Here is a 13,414-nt window from a genome sequence, read left to right as displayed (position 1 = left end):
AGCGGTCACACCGCTCGGACCGGTGGCGGGTCCGTCATGAACGCAACGACGGTGACCCGCCCCGTTGTTCCCGTGGCCGCCGCCGCGCGGGCACCGCACGGCGGCGGGAACGCTACTTCTCGTAGACGTGCGGGGCGAGGGTGCCGATGAACGGCAGGTTGCGGTACCTCTCGGCGTAGTCGAGCCCGTAGCCGATGATGAACTCGTTGGGCAGGTCGAAGCCGATGTACCTGACGTCGAGGTCGACGTCGAAGGCCAGGGGCTTGCGGACCATGGTGCAGATCTCCACGGACCGGGGCCCGCGGGACTTCAGGTTGCCGACCAGCCAGGAGAGTGTCAGGCCGGAGTCGATGACGTCCTCGACGATCAGGACGTCGCGGTCCTTGATGTCGGTCTCCAGGTCCTTGAGGATGCGCACGACACCCGAGGAGGTGGTCCCGGCCCCGTAGGAGGACACCGCCATCCAGTCCATGGAGACGGGGTTGTGCAGCGCCCGCGCCAGGTCGGCCATGACCATGACCGCGCCCTTGAGCACGCCGACGATCAGCAGGTCCCTGCCCTCGTAGTCGGCGTCGATCCGCGCCCCCAGCTCGGCCAGGCGCGTCTTGATCTCTTCCTCGGTGACGAGGACCTTCTCCAGGTCCTCGCCCATGTCCTTAGCGTCCACGCTCACGTCCTCGCTGCTGAGTTCCCCGTTTGCGGCAACCAGGATAAACGTGCCGAACGAGGCCACGGTGCCCGACCACCTGCCGGAGCCCGGGGTTCGGCCTCCGGATCAGGGCCCGAAGACGATCCGACCAGCGGTCCGACGCCCCCGAACCCCTCCGGGAAGGTCGATGTGGGCCTGCCCCCGCCACTCGGTGACAAGGCGATCCAGCTCACGTACGTGACGTGCGTTCAGCGCGCTCGCCGGGCACCCCGATTCGAGGGCGGCACGGCGCAGCACCCGGGTGCGCAGCGAGGGTTCGGCCCGTTCCAGCGGCCCCACCGCCAGCCCGGGCCCGCCTCCCTCCCGGGCCCGCTCGTGCAGGGCCCCGGCAAGCGCGTCCAGGGTGTCGGCGTCCGAGCGCAGCAGGGCGGCGGTCCTGGCCAGAGCGGAGGCGACCCCCGGGCCGAGGGCGGCCTCCAGGGCGGGCAGCGCCTCGTGGCGCACTCGGGAGCGGGCGAAGCGCGGGTCGTGGTTGTGCGGGTCCTCCCACGGGGTCAGCCCCGTCAGGGAGCAGGCCTCGCGGACGGTGGCGCGGTCCAGGTCCAGCAGGGGACGCAGGTAGTCGCCGGTACGCCGGGCCATACCGGCCAGGGACCGTGCCCCCGACCCCCGGGCCAGCCCGAGCAGGACCGTCTCCGCCTGGTCGTCGAGGGTGTGGCCGAGCAGGACCACCGCGGGACGGAGTTCGTCGACCACCGCGTCCAGGGCGTCGTAGCGGGCCCGCCGGGCCGCCGCCTCGGGGCCGCCCGACCCGCCGACCCGGACGTTGACCGCCCGCACGGGGTCGAGGCCGAGCCCGCCCAGAACCTTGGCCACGGTCTCGGCCCGTTCGTCCGAGCCCTCCTGGAGCCCGTGGTCGACGGTGACACCGCCCGCCCGCACACCCGCCCGGGGCGCCTCAAAGGCCAGCGCACCGGCCAGGGCCAGGGAGTCGGCTCCGCCGCTGCACGCCACCAGGACGGTGGTTCCCTCCGGCAGCTCGGACAGCGCCAACCGGACCGCCGAGCGGACGGCGGCCACGGCGGGGGGCGGCCCGCTCACTCGGTGATGGCGGCGGGGCGCACGACCCGTTCGATCCACTGCGACGGAGCCCGGATCTCCTCCAGGGTGGGCAGCGTCTCCGGCGAGGTCCACACCCTGTTGAAGTCGGCCATCCCGACCTGGGCGACGACCTGCCGCACGAAGGCCGCCCCCTCCTCGTACTGCTTCATCTTCAGGTCCATGCCCAGCAGCTGGCGCATGATCCGGTCGAGGGGGTTGGGGGACTCGCGCCGCTTCTGGAAGCGGGAGCGGATGGTCTCCACCGAGGGGACGACGTCCGGACCCACGGCGTCCATCACGTAGTCGCCGTGGCCCTCGGCCAGGCTCATGACGGCGGTGACCCGGTCCATCAGGGCGCTCTGCTCCGGGGTCTGGAACGCGGTGAGGAGGTTGCCCTCGCCGCCCCGCACCGCGTCCGCCACGGCCTCGCCCGCCTGTCGGAGGCGGTCGATCAGGTCGGAGGCGTCCATCTCCGTGGACAGCAGGAGTTCCCGCATGAGGTCCTGGACATGGCCGCGTAGCCACGGCGTGGCCGTGAACTGCATGCGGTGGGTCTCCTCGTGCAGGCAGACCCACAGGCGGAAGTCGCGCGGGTCGACGCCCAGCTCGCGTTCGGTGTTGACGATGTTGGGTGCCACGAGGGTCAGGCGCCCCGTCGGCGAGTGGCCGTCGGGGTCCGGTGGCAGGAAGAGTTCGTACTGGCCGAGGACCCGCCCGGCCAGGTAGGACAGGACCGCCCCGAGCTGCACCCCGGTGATCCGGGAACCGACCGCGCTGGTCAGGTTCCCGGCCGGGCTGTTGTTCAGCCGGTCGGCTCCCATCTGTTCGAGTACGGGTTCGAGTACGACCCGAAACCCGTCGACGTTGGCTCGAATCCAGCCCGGGCGGTCGACGATGACCGCGGGCCCCGAGGGTTCGAGGGGGTTCATTCCGGTGAAGTCGCGCACGTGCCCGGCGGCCACGGTGGACAGCTCGCGCAACTGCACCACGGCCTGCCGTGCGTCGGACAGGTCCACCTGCGGCCCAGGGCGCACGAGGCGAACACCGGTGTTGACGGCTACGTCCCAGTCGATCACAGTCACACGGTCAGCCTACCCACGCGACGGCTGTGAGCACGGGGATCAGGGCGCTATTTCAGGGCAGACCCCGGGATGTCCCTGAGACCGCCCGAATCACTCTCCCCGGTCATGGAGCCAGTCCCGGGACCCGGGTCACGGCCTCGTGGGTCCCGCCCGTACATCCCAGCCACAAGGGGGGTGCTTTCGTTCAGTGCCGGAGAGGGTTCTGGAGGTGGTGGAGGTGGGATTGCGAGGAACGAGCCATCACACCGAAGACACCGAAGGTTCCTCTGCAAAGGCGCCGAATACGGGCCGAAGCGAAGCGGAGGCCCAAAGAAGATGAGGGTGCCGGAGAGGGTTCTGCAAGACGAGTCAAGCCGCCAGCGAGGAACGAGCCAGGCGTAGACGAGGATGCTGTGTTGCCTTGAACCCAAATCCCTCTGCAAAGGCGCCGAACCCGGGCCAAAGCGAAGCGGAGGCCCCAAAAAAGGGCCCCAGAAAACACTCTCAACCGCACCCGCACTGGCTGAGCGCCGTCGCCAACGTGTCCAGTTGGGGCCCGGAGGCTCCGGGGCTGTTGGCCATCAGGGCGAACACGAAGACGTTGCCCTCCTGGTCGTGGATGGTGCCGGCCAGCGTGCTGACGCCGTCCAGGGTTCCGGTCTTGCCCCGGACCAGTCCCGCGGCCGCGTGGGAGCTGGAGTGTTCCGAGTAGCGCCCTGCCAGGGTCCCCGTGGAGTGGGCGGTGGGCAGACCGGTGATGGTGGCGTTGAGGCGCGGCTCGTCGGCGGCGGCCTTGACCAGCTGGACCAGGGCGCGCGGCGTGATGCGGTTCTTGGTACTCAGACCGCTGTTGTCGGAGAGCTGGACCCCCTCGATGCCCAGGCCCTCCAGGGCCCGGTGCGTGGCGGTCGCGGCACCGGTGTGGTCGGGCTCCTCACCCGTTTCCAGGGCGGTGATCCGGCCCAGGGACTCGGCCATGTTGTTGTCGCTGGCGAGCATCATGAACTCGACCAGGGCGCTCATCGGCATGGAGTCCACGGAGGCGACCGGTTCGCCGGAGGCTCCGGCCTCGTCGGGTGAGCCCTCGACAGTCAGCCCGGCCTGCTCCAGCTGGTCGGCGAAGGCCTCGGCGGCGGCCAGCGGCGGGTTCGCGGACCGGGTGAGCACGTCGGTGTCCACCCGTCCGCTGTCGACCATCAGCGCGTGGATGGTGGCCGTGCTGCCCTCGGTGACGTAGTTGGGCTTCCACCCGGGGGCGGTGTCCGGGCCGGTGAAGAGCGAGTCGTCGTAGCCGACGGTCACGGTGTCCAGGCCCCGCTCGGCGAGGGCGGCGGCGGTGTCCTCGGCCAGCTCCTCCAGAGTGGCTACCTGCGGGTAGGCTGCGGAGTCGGCGGTCGCGGTCAGTGTGACGTCGCCCCCACCACGCAGCACCACCCGGTTCTCCTCGGCGTCGAGGTGGGCCTCGGTCCGCAGCACGTGGTCGGGGCCGACGGTGTCCAGGACGGCGACGGCCGTGGCGATCTTCGTCGTCGACGCCGGGGTCACCGGAGTGTCCGCGTCGCGTTCGAAGAGCGTCTCTCCCGTCACGCCGTCCACGACGTAACCGGAGAGGCCCTCCTCGAGCCCGGACGATGACATGGGATCATCAAGAATGTCCGCGATCCGAACCGGGTCCGCCGGGGTCGGGGTCGCGGGTGCAACCGCCGCCACGCCGTCGGCGCGCGTGACGGGGTTGGGCACCGCCGACAGCGGTCGTGCCTCGATCACGTCCAGGGCGACCAACCCGGTGATCAGCACGAATATGTTGAGCAGGGCCAGCGCGAGGAACGCCTCGCCTCGTACCCGTCGCACCCGGGGACCTGCCTTCCGTCGGTGTCGCGGCCTGACGTTGTAGTTATACGGCGACATTAGTCGCATTGGGAGCCGAGATCAGCATGGAATTCGACGTTACGATCGAGATCCCCAAGGGGGAGCGCAACAAGTACGAGGTGGACCACGAGACCGGTCGTATCCGTCTCGACCGCATGCTGTTCACCTCCACCACCTACCCCGCCGACTACGGCTTCGTCGAGGGGACGCTCGGCGAGGACGGCGACCCCCTGGACGCCCTTGTCCTGCTCAAGGCCCCGACGTTCCCGGGCTGCCTGATCCGGGCGCGCGCGATCGGCATGTTCCGGATGCGCGACGAGGCGGGTGGCGACGACAAGCTGCTGTGCGTCCCGGCGACGGACCCGCGCCAGGAGCACCTGCGTGACATTCACCACGTGAACGAGTTCGAGCGCCTCGAGATCGAGCACTTCTTCACCGTGTACAAGGACCTGGAGCCCGGCAAGTCCGTCGAGGGCGCCAGCTGGGTCGGCCGCCACGAGGCCGAGCAGGAGATCATCGCGTCGGTGAAGCGCGCGGAGGAAGCCGGTGCGCACGGCGACTCCTCGCACATCACCAACGAGGACCAGTAACCGGGGTTCCGGTGTCCACGCCAGGCCCGGTCGGGGTTTCCCGCCGGGCCTTCGTCGTGCCCGGGGTCAGGAGGCCCCGGCGATCTGGGGTTCGTCCGTGCCGAGTTCGCGGCCGGGGTCGCGGGTCAGCGCGTACCCGGCCAGGACGAGCACCAGCAGCGCGCACAGCACGGCGATGACGAAGGACAGCTGGGGCAGCGGCCCGTCCGCGAGGGGCCCGTGGCCGGGAGGCAGCGGGAAGCCGTCGCGGCCGAAGCGGTCGGCCCGCGCGGCGACGTGTGTGCGGTACCCGGCCAGTTCCGGTCTGCCGATGCCGTTGAGGACCCGCGCCCGGACCAGATCGGCCCTCGCGGGCAGGGCCAGGGGGTGGGCGTCCCAGGTCCGGTGCGCTTGGTGACTCCCCAGGTAGCGGGAGCACTCGGCCTCCGTGAGGGCGTGCAGCCACTCCCTGAACCGCTCGGCGTTCGGCAGGCGTCCGATGTGCGCGCGGGCGACGATCAGGGTGTCCCTGAGGACGACGTGCGCGGCGTCCCGGTCGCGGAGGACCAGGATGCAACGCCGGTACAGCTCGTCTCCGTAGGCGTCGAGGAGTCTCGCGTAGGCGTCCGCCGTGTCGCCCCGGTCGAAGCGCAGGGCGTGCAGAAGATCCCGGTCCGTCATAGACCTAGAATCTACGCCGCGCGCGGCGCGGTGCCCCACGGCTCGCCGGTGCCGTGACCGTCCCGTCGCACACTCGGACCGGCTCCGACCTGCTGGTCGGTCCTTCCCGAGGGGCGAGTGTGACCTCAGTCCGAGGTCCCCCGGGGCGGTTCCGGGGGGTCGTCCCGACCACCGGGAGGCTCCTCCCCCGGATCGACGAACAGGAAGCCCGCGTAACGGGAACGGGCCCACAGCAGCACGTGGGTGAGGGCGGTCAGGAAGGCGACCAGCAGTGCCGCTCCGGGGCCCAGGAAGCCGAGCGCCATCACACCGGCGGCGACCACCACGAGGGCGCGCACCAGTACACGCGCCCACAGGCCCGGTGCCTCCGGGGTCAAGGCTGCCCTCTGGGGACGGACGGCTGCACGGCCACTCCTGTCGCTACGGCTGTACTGGGGGATGGTCTCCGGTTCGACGGACGCGCCGTGTTCTCGGGTTCCACATGTCACCACCACGGGACGCCGCCCGCAACACGTTCCGGGCAGACCGGTAAGTGGTCCGACACGCACGATTCCCGGCGTTCGCTTGACGCGCCACCGACTTTGCTGGTCTCCTTACCTTCATGTATCCGCGCACCCGCACCGACGCCACGGCTCGCACGACCCCCTGGGTCTCCTGCCACCTGGCCCGTGCGGCGTGTCCGTGTTGTCGTCGCTGAGTCGTTGCCGAGGGGTCTGAGTCGACCGACCCCGCCCGACCAGTCCGCGAGCGGCCTCCACCATCCGGTGTGACGGGCCCGCGAGCGAACTCCACCAGGGTGATTGTCCTCTCCGAACGTGCGTTCGGTGTGGCCGCCCCTGCCGCCCCGCACCGTCCGGGGCCCATTGACGACACCCTCGCGGCTCCGGTCACCGGACCCGGCCGCGTACACGTGAAGGATCTTCCCACGATGTCCCAGCAGGTCCTGGCCACGAGCGCCGCCCGTCCCGGAACCACCGAGCCCGCTCCCCGTCCGCGCGCCGCGTCGGTGTCCCTCGACGGGATCGGCGACGTGGTCGACGCCGGACGCACCTCTGGTTACTCCCACCTGGCGGAACGCCGTCTGCCCACCGTGGGCCAGCTGGTCGCCGCCGCGCGCGGCGCCGCCGACTCGCTGCGCCGCCCGACCCTGTGGCCGACCCGCAGGGGCCACTGGCAGCCCGCGCCGCGCAGCGCCCGCCGCCACGTGGGCGGCCGGTTCCGGGTGACCACCGTGGCCCTCGAACCGAACAGCTTCGTGCCCGGCCCGGCCCGGCGGCCGGACCGCTCGCACGGCATGGAGGTGCTGCACCTGGTCAGCGGGAGGGCCCACCTGATCACGTCCGGCCCTGACGGTCAGATGCGTTCGGCCGCGGAGTTGGCCACCGGCCGCACCCGCGTGGTGGGTGGCGCCGGGAGCTCCTCCCAGAGCCACCACCACCTGGTGAACACCGGCGACGAGGTCGCCGTCCTGGTCCGTGTGAGCGTCTGACCCTCCCGGCTGGCGCACCGGGGCGTCGGCGTGTGGTCGGTCCCCCTCCCCCGACGGCGGTGGGAGTGCCTGTCCGGGCCCCGGTGACACGGGCCTCGGGAGCAACCGGATGTCCGGTGGTGGTGCGGGTGGCGCCGGGGCGGAGATCCTCGCCTCCGCCGGCGACGGGGACCCCGGGCCCGACGTGGTCCGCGCGCCCGGAGGACGCGCTCCGGGCCGTCCGGGGGTGCCGTGCCTCGGAGGTTCACTCATCGCGGCCCCGATCCGGGGCCGCGGCGCGCAGGGCGCCGTCCACGGCCTCGACCGCGCGCAGGACCTCGGCGGTGCGCCGCCCCTCGGCGAGGTAGGCGTTCATCACCTGGTCGAGCGCGTGCGGAGGGAGTTGGCCGCGTAGGTCCACGCGGGCCGTGCGGTACCCCTCCCGGGCCGCGTCCAGCGTCGCGGAGACGTACTGGCGCGCCAACCGGGAGAGGGCCACGGGATGACGTCGCAGAACCCCGTGCAGCCGGTAGTCGGCGGGCACGTGGTCGAACAGCCACTCCAGGGCCGTCTGCTCGAAGGAGTCCGACCCGGGTGGGTGCACACTCGCGGGCCAGTCCGATGTCAGGGACTGATCGGGCATACCACACAGCATACCCGCTGTTCGAAAGTATGTTCGATACCCGTGGCTCCGGGATCTCGGAGCCCTCCGATCATTCGGGGGTGTCGGCCTCTTCCTTCTTCTCGGCCGTGCGCCTCTCCAGTTCCACCCGGATGGCCTGCTCGGCCGCGTCCACGGCGGCCCGGGCGGTGATCGCGTTGGTGTGCGCCCGGTCCAGTTCCTCCAGCAGGATGCAGTCGAACGCGACCCGCGCGTCGTGGATGGTCGCTTCCAGCTGACGTGATGCCTCTTCCAGACTCATGCTCCTTCCCTTCCCCAAAATGGGGCACCCGCACACACTCGCCACATGGGCCCCGTCACCCCGTACCCTGGCGCGTCGTCCTCCGCGCCTACGATGGTTCCGAATCGCCGCTGTTCACGGCGGTGACGCCGAGGCAGGCACCGGGAGACCGCCCGGTCGGAGAGGAACCCATGCGCAACCGCTACCCCGGCACCTGTTCCGCCTGTTCGGTCCTGGTGGCGACCGGGGAGGGGTCCGTCCTCAGAGTGGACGCGCGCTGGCGCACCTACTGTGTCGGGCACGAGCCGCGCCCGGTCCCGCCGCCGCGCGGCGACCACTCCGGCTGGCACACCCTCGACCTGCTCGGGTTCGACACCGAGACCTCTTCGCCGGACCCGGCCACCGCCTTCCTGGTGTCGGCCGCCCTGGTCGACGGCGAGGGCCGCCGACGCACGTGGCTGGTCGACCCCGGTGAGAAGGAGATCCCCGCCGGAGCGGTGGCCGTCCACGGCATCAGCACCGAGCGGGCGCGCGCCGAGGGCCGTCCCGCCGCGGAGTGCCTGGGGGAGATCGCCGAGGCGCTGGCCGGACATCTGGGCCGTGGCGGGGGGCTGGTCGTGTTCAACGCGCCCTTCGACCTCACCCTGCTCGACGCCGAACACCGCAGGCACGGCCTGGGTCCGCTCGCCGAGGCGCTCGGGCGACCGCCGGAGCCGATCGTGGACCCGCTGGTGATCGACCGCGCCGTGGAGCCCTTCCGGCGCGGCAGGCGCACCCTGGGCGACCTCTGTGCGTACTACGGGGTCCCGCTGACCGACGCGCACAACGCCGAGGGCGACGCCCGGGCCGCGCTGGCCCTGGCCCGGGAGATCGGGGCCCGCCACGCCGAGACCGCCGCGCTGACCCTGCCGGAGTTGCACCGGCGCCAGGTGGAGTGGGCCCTGGAGTTCGCCCGCAGGCGGCAGGAGTGGCTGGACCGGGAGAAGCCCGACCACGGAACCGTGATCGACGGCACCTGGCCCTGAGGGGTGGGGCGGCTTCGGAGGCCGGGCCTCGGGGTAGGTCACCGAAAACGCTGACTACCCGGGGGTTCACATGCTCTACCTCGTCCTCGTCCTGCTCGCCGTCTGGCTGATCCTCGCCATCCTCGGTGTCGTGATCAGGGGGCTGTTCTGGCTCGCGGTGATCGGCGGTCTGCTTTTCGTCGCGACCGCCGTGTGGGGCTGGCTCCAGAACCGCCGGAGGGTCTGAACCCCCGCCCGGTCAGGGTTCGAGCGCGGGCCGTTCCTCGCCGCCCAGGCGTCGCACGACCCCGCGCGCCCGCGCCTCGTCTCCGCCGAGGCGGGTCCGCACCATCCGGACCGCGTCGTCGGTGTGGCCCAGCGCGACCAGGTTGCGCACCCGCGCACGGAGTTCGGCGGGCAGTTCGTCGGGGTGGCCCTGGACCGGGACGTACCCTCCCACGTGCGTGGCGGGCTCGGCCCTCGGGGGCGGTTCGGGCTCCGCCACCGCCGCGGGCGGGTCCATGTGGGCGAGGACGCGGCGCAGGGCGTAGGAACCACCGCCGAGGACGACCACGGCCCCCATCAGGGCGAACAGCATGAACATCAGACTCATACCGCCCACTTACCCATACTTCGGACACAGCAGGCACATCACCCCTACACGCTGAGTAATCATTCCCCCAAGCCGGGGCCCGCGTCGGGCAGGTCCTCCGGCAGCAGGGTCCGGAGTTCGTCCACACCGGGGCTCTCCCCCGACAACGCAGCCGCCTCGATTCGCCTCGCCTGCATGGTCAGGCCGGCCTCGAACAGCGCGCGCACCCGGTGTCCGCCGCCCTCGGCCAGGCCCCGGGCGTCAGCCCCCACCAACTCCGACAGCGCACGCCGGGTCGCCTCCGGCACCAGGAGGTCGGCCCGCTCCGCCATCCCCACGAAGATGTCCGCCAGCTCCTCCCGGTCGTAGGAGGAGAACTCCAGGGTCCGCGAGAGCCGCGCCGCCAGGCCGGGGTGGTCCGCGAGGAACCCGGTCGTCTCCCGGGCCCGGCCGGACACGACCACCACGACCTCGTCCCGGTGCTCCTCCATGAGCCGCAGCAGGGTGTCGACCACCTCCTGTCCGACCCCGCGACCTCCGGTGAAGTCCCTGTTCAGCACTTCGGCGTCGGACAGGAGCAGCAGGCCCCCGCGCGCCCGCTCGAACAGTTCGCGAGTGCGCAGCGCCACCCTCCCGGGCCCCCGCTGTCCCGGCGGCCCCACCAGGCTCCCCGGCGAGGCCTCCACCACGTGCCCGCGGGGCAGGACCCCCACGGCCGCCAGCAGCTCCCCGTAGAGCCGCGCCACCGTTCCCTTCCCGGTTCCCGGCGGCCCCAGGAACACCAGGTGCCGCGCGGCCGGGCGCCGGTCGCCCTCCGAACGGGCCCGGCACAGGAGATCTGTCAGCCCCTTCACCTGGCGCTTGACCTCTCCGAGCCCCACCAGGCCGTCCAGGCTCGCCAGCAGGGCGTTCACCCGGACCCCGTCCACCGCCTCGGTGGGCGTGGCGGGACCCTCGGCCACCACACCCTCAAGGTCGTCGGTCCGGATCCGGGTGAGGTCCGCGACGGTCTGGTAGCCACCCGCCGTGATGCGTTCGGCCTGGACCCGGAGCACCTCCTCGAACACGGCCCGCGCCTCCCGGCCGTGGCCGAAGGAACCCTCCGCGATCCGCCCCCGGAAGTGCCGGAGCAGGAGGTCGCGCGCTCCCTCCCCCAGGGTGTAGCCGCGTTCCTCGGCCATGCCCTCGAAGATCCCGCCGAGCTGCTCCGGGGAGTAGCCCTCGAACTCCACGGTGCGCGCCACCCGCGCGCGCAGCTCCGGGTTCGCTTCCAGGAGCGCCCGCATTCCGTTGGTGGGCCCGGACAGGACCACCACCACCTCGTCGCGGAGCTCCTCCATGAGCCCGGAAAGGGTGTCGACCGCCTCCTGTCCCGAACCGTCGCCCCGGGACAGTGCGTACGCCTCCGCCACGAACAGCACCCCGCCCCGGGCCCGCTCCACCAGGTCCGCCGTCCTCTGGGCGCTGCCGACCCCGCGGTCGGCCACCAGGTCGTCCCGAGAGGCCGTCACGAACTGTCCCTGGCTGAGCAGGCCGAGCGAGCGCAGGATCTCCCCGTACAGTCGGGCCACGGTCGCCCTGCCCGACCCGGAGGGCCCGGAGAGCACCAGGTGGCGGCTGACGTTGAGCGGCGGGAACCCCGCCTCCATACGCTTGGCGCTCACCGTCTGGATGTTGACGAGGGCGCGGACCTCCTTCTTCACCCGGTCCAGGCCCACCAGCCCCTCCAGTTCGGCGAGCAGGGTCTCCAGCGGTCGGGCCCGGTCCCGCACGGTCGCGTCACCGGACTCCTGCGCCGCCGTCCCGCCCTCGTCGGGACGGGTCGCCCCCGTCCCCGCGACCCGGGCGGCCGCCCGGTCGCCGTTACCGCCCTGGTTGGCGTCCCCGCCCCGGTTGCCGCTGAAGGTGGTCTCCTCCAGGTACACCGACGAGCTGTCGGCGGCCCACAGGCCCTCCTCGTCGTTGCCGGTCACGGTGCACCGCACCAACCGCACCCGGCCGCCCTCCTCCACCATGACCCCGTCCCCGCGCCCGTCCCGGATCGAGGTGTCCTCCAGGGCGGCCACGCCGCCCTCCCCCACCCGGATCCCGCGCTCCCCGCTGCCGGACAGGGTGGAGGAGCGCACCGTGACGTGCCCGCCCTGGACGTAGACGGCGTCCTCACCGCAGTCGGAGAGGTCGGCCTGGTGAAGCTGCACCTCGGTGCCGTCGAGGATGTTCAGCCCGTCCTCACGGGCGTCCCGCAGCACCATGCCGCGCACCGTCAGAGTGGCGTCCTCACGGCTGTGGATACCCGAGCCCACGTCGTGGCCGACGATGTCCTCGAAGTACCCACGGCCGCCCACCACGATCGCCATCGGTCCGTGCCAGCGGCTGACCCTGAGGTCGCTCACCTCGAACCGGGAGCGGACCGAGGCGATGGCGCCGCGCTCCTCCACCCCGCTCTCCGCGACGGACATCCCGGAGACGGTGACCCGGGCGCCGTCCGCGATGAGCAGAGCGGCCTTGCCGATCCGGGTGCACCGCAGGTCGGTGACGTCGGCCTGGCCGCCGTCCACGAGTACCGCGTCCGTGGCGGTGCCGTCGACCGTCAGACCCTCGACGGTGAGTTTGCCGCCCTCGATCGCCACGCCGGTCCGGGTGGCGTCGGTGATCTCGCAGTCGTTCAGAGTGGCCTCGGAGTCGCCGTGGACGAAGAACGCGTCAGTGTCCTCCTTTCGGGCACCCTCCACCACCATGCGGGTGAAGGTGGCCCTGGAGCGCTCGTAGACCCGCACGGGCCAGTCGTAGGAGCCGGTGACCCGGAGGTCGGTGAACTCCGCCCGCGCCCGGTCCCGCACGTACACCCCGCCGCCGTCGACCAGCGCGCAGTCGGTGAACTCCGGGGACGCGTCGGCCACGTACAGGGTGTGCCAGTCGTCGTGGGCTCCGGTGAAGACCGTCCCGCTGATCTTCGGGCTGCACCTGCCCTGGACGGCGATCACCGCCCCGGCGAAGTAGCACTCGCTGACACTGCCCTCGCTGCCGTCCCAGAGCAGCCCGCTGTCCTCGAACCGGCAGCCGACGACCTCCGCGCGGGCGCCCACCACGTTGACCCGCCGTGGCGCGGTGAAGACGCAGTCCACCGCCTTGAGCCGGGCGTCCTTCTGCACGTACAGCGGCGGGTACTCCTCCGAGGTGCTCCGCACGGAGATCCCGTGGAGCTCCAGGGTGCCGCCCTCGTGCACGTTGAACACGTTGGTCTCGCCGGTGGCGACGACCGTCACGGTCCCGGCGCCCTCGTCGGGTGTCACGACCACCCGCCCCCGTACGCCGATCACCAACGGCTCCACGTACTCACCCGGTGCGACGCGCAGGTGCAGGTCCGCCCCGGCGTAACGGTGTTCCCGTACCGCCTTCCCGAGTGAGGAAGTGGCGGCGGGATCTGTCTTCGAGACGCGGACCGTGATCATCCATCGACTCCCATGGGGGTATCGGCCCCGGCGCCGCGCCGGAGGGGTCTGCGATAGGTACCGTAT

14 protein-coding genes are annotated in these 13,414 nt (G+C 71.9%); 4 read left to right on the top strand and 10 right to left on the bottom strand.

What is annotated here, in order from left to right; translation table 11 throughout:
• Positions 1-112: 112 nt before the first annotated feature.
• The 4 genes from hpt to dacB all read right to left on the bottom strand — a co-directional run bounded on the left by hpt (position 113) and on the right by dacB (position 4,662).
• Entirely contained in the window at positions 113-667 is a 555-nt protein-coding gene (gene hpt, locus BDW27_RS14405; RefSeq protein WP_199560655.1) for a hypoxanthine phosphoribosyltransferase, read from the bottom strand.
• Positions 668-775: 108 nt separating this feature from the next.
• Positions 776-1,750: a tRNA lysidine(34) synthetase TilS gene (gene tilS / locus BDW27_RS14400; RefSeq protein WP_110049650.1), complete on the bottom strand. Its 975-nt coding sequence runs from the start codon at positions 1,748-1,750 to the stop codon at positions 776-778.
• Positions 1,747-2,826 (bottom strand): zinc-dependent metalloprotease, encoded by a 1,080-nt coding sequence (locus tag BDW27_RS14395; RefSeq protein WP_017542895.1) that lies wholly within the window; start codon positions 2,824-2,826, stop codon positions 1,747-1,749. Before BDW27_RS14395 ends, tilS begins: the two co-directional genes overlap by 4 nt.
• A 489-nt stretch (positions 2,827-3,315) precedes the next feature.
• Positions 3,316-4,662 carry a D-alanyl-D-alanine carboxypeptidase/D-alanyl-D-alanine-endopeptidase gene (dacB, locus tag BDW27_RS14390; RefSeq protein WP_233515765.1) on the bottom strand — a complete coding sequence of 449 codons (1,347 nt, stop codon included), beginning with the start codon at positions 4,660-4,662 and terminating at the stop codon, positions 3,316-3,318.
• A gap of 83 nt (positions 4,663-4,745) precedes the next feature.
• Between dacB and BDW27_RS14385 the strand changes: the two genes are divergently transcribed.
• On the top strand, positions 4,746-5,270 hold the full coding sequence (locus tag BDW27_RS14385) for an inorganic diphosphatase (protein WP_017542894.1): 525 nt from the start codon (positions 4,746-4,748) through the stop codon (positions 5,268-5,270).
• A gap of 66 nt (positions 5,271-5,336) precedes the next feature.
• On the opposite strand, the gene BDW27_RS14380 is transcribed toward BDW27_RS14385, so the two are convergent.
• The gene (locus BDW27_RS14380) at positions 5,337-5,930 is read right to left on the bottom strand and encodes an RNA polymerase sigma factor (protein ID WP_017542893.1); all 594 of its coding nucleotides are present in this window, start codon (positions 5,928-5,930) and stop codon (positions 5,337-5,339) included.
• 125 nt (positions 5,931-6,055) lie between these two features.
• Positions 6,056-6,307, bottom strand: a complete 252-nt coding sequence (locus BDW27_RS14375; protein ID WP_017542892.1) for a hypothetical protein — start codon at positions 6,305-6,307, stop codon at positions 6,056-6,058.
• A gap of 551 nt (positions 6,308-6,858) precedes the next feature.
• On the opposite strand from BDW27_RS14375, the gene BDW27_RS14370 reads away from it, so the two are divergent.
• On the top strand, positions 6,859-7,419 hold the full coding sequence (locus tag BDW27_RS14370; RefSeq protein ID WP_110049648.1) for a hypothetical protein: 561 nt from the start codon (positions 6,859-6,861) through the stop codon (positions 7,417-7,419).
• Positions 7,420-7,663: 244 nt separating this feature from the next.
• Here the strand turns inward: BDW27_RS14370 and BDW27_RS14365 are convergent, their stop codons facing one another.
• Together BDW27_RS14365 and BDW27_RS14360 are read right to left on the bottom strand one after the other, a co-directional pair.
• On the bottom strand, positions 7,664-8,053 hold the full coding sequence (locus BDW27_RS14365; protein WP_026128957.1) for a hypothetical protein: 390 nt from the start codon (positions 8,051-8,053) through the stop codon (positions 7,664-7,666).
• Positions 8,054-8,111: 58 nt separating this feature from the next.
• Positions 8,112-8,321, bottom strand: coding sequence for a hypothetical protein (locus tag BDW27_RS14360; protein ID WP_017542889.1), 210 nt, complete (start codon positions 8,319-8,321; stop codon positions 8,112-8,114).
• A 170-nt stretch (positions 8,322-8,491) separates the two neighbouring features.
• On the opposite strand from BDW27_RS14360, the gene BDW27_RS14355 reads away from it, so the two are divergent.
• On the top strand, positions 8,492-9,325 hold the full coding sequence (locus BDW27_RS14355; protein ID WP_110049647.1) for an exonuclease domain-containing protein: 834 nt from the start codon (positions 8,492-8,494) through the stop codon (positions 9,323-9,325).
• Positions 9,326-9,395: 70 nt separating this feature from the next.
• The gene (locus tag BDW27_RS27490) at positions 9,396-9,551 is read left to right on the top strand and encodes a hypothetical protein (protein WP_017542887.1); all 156 of its coding nucleotides are present in this window, start codon (positions 9,396-9,398) and stop codon (positions 9,549-9,551) included.
• Between the two features lie 12 nt (positions 9,552-9,563).
• Here BDW27_RS27490 and BDW27_RS14350 read toward each other — a convergent pair whose 3' ends face one another.
• Positions 9,564-9,917 (bottom strand): hypothetical protein, encoded by a 354-nt coding sequence (locus BDW27_RS14350; RefSeq protein ID WP_040693070.1) that lies wholly within the window; start codon positions 9,915-9,917, stop codon positions 9,564-9,566.
• Between the two features lie 59 nt (positions 9,918-9,976).
• Positions 9,977-13,348 (bottom strand): right-handed parallel beta-helix repeat-containing protein, encoded by a 3,372-nt coding sequence (locus BDW27_RS14345; RefSeq protein ID WP_110049646.1) that lies wholly within the window; start codon positions 13,346-13,348, stop codon positions 9,977-9,979.
• Between the last annotated feature and the right edge of the window lie 66 nt (positions 13,349-13,414).

Source organism: Nocardiopsis sp. L17-MgMaSL7, from assembly GCF_003182025.1.
Classification (GTDB): domain Bacteria; phylum Actinomycetota; class Actinomycetes; order Streptosporangiales; family Streptosporangiaceae; genus Nocardiopsis; species Nocardiopsis prasina.
Note: the sequence above shows the minus strand (reverse complement) of the source record. Positions and strands in the feature narration are given on the sequence as shown.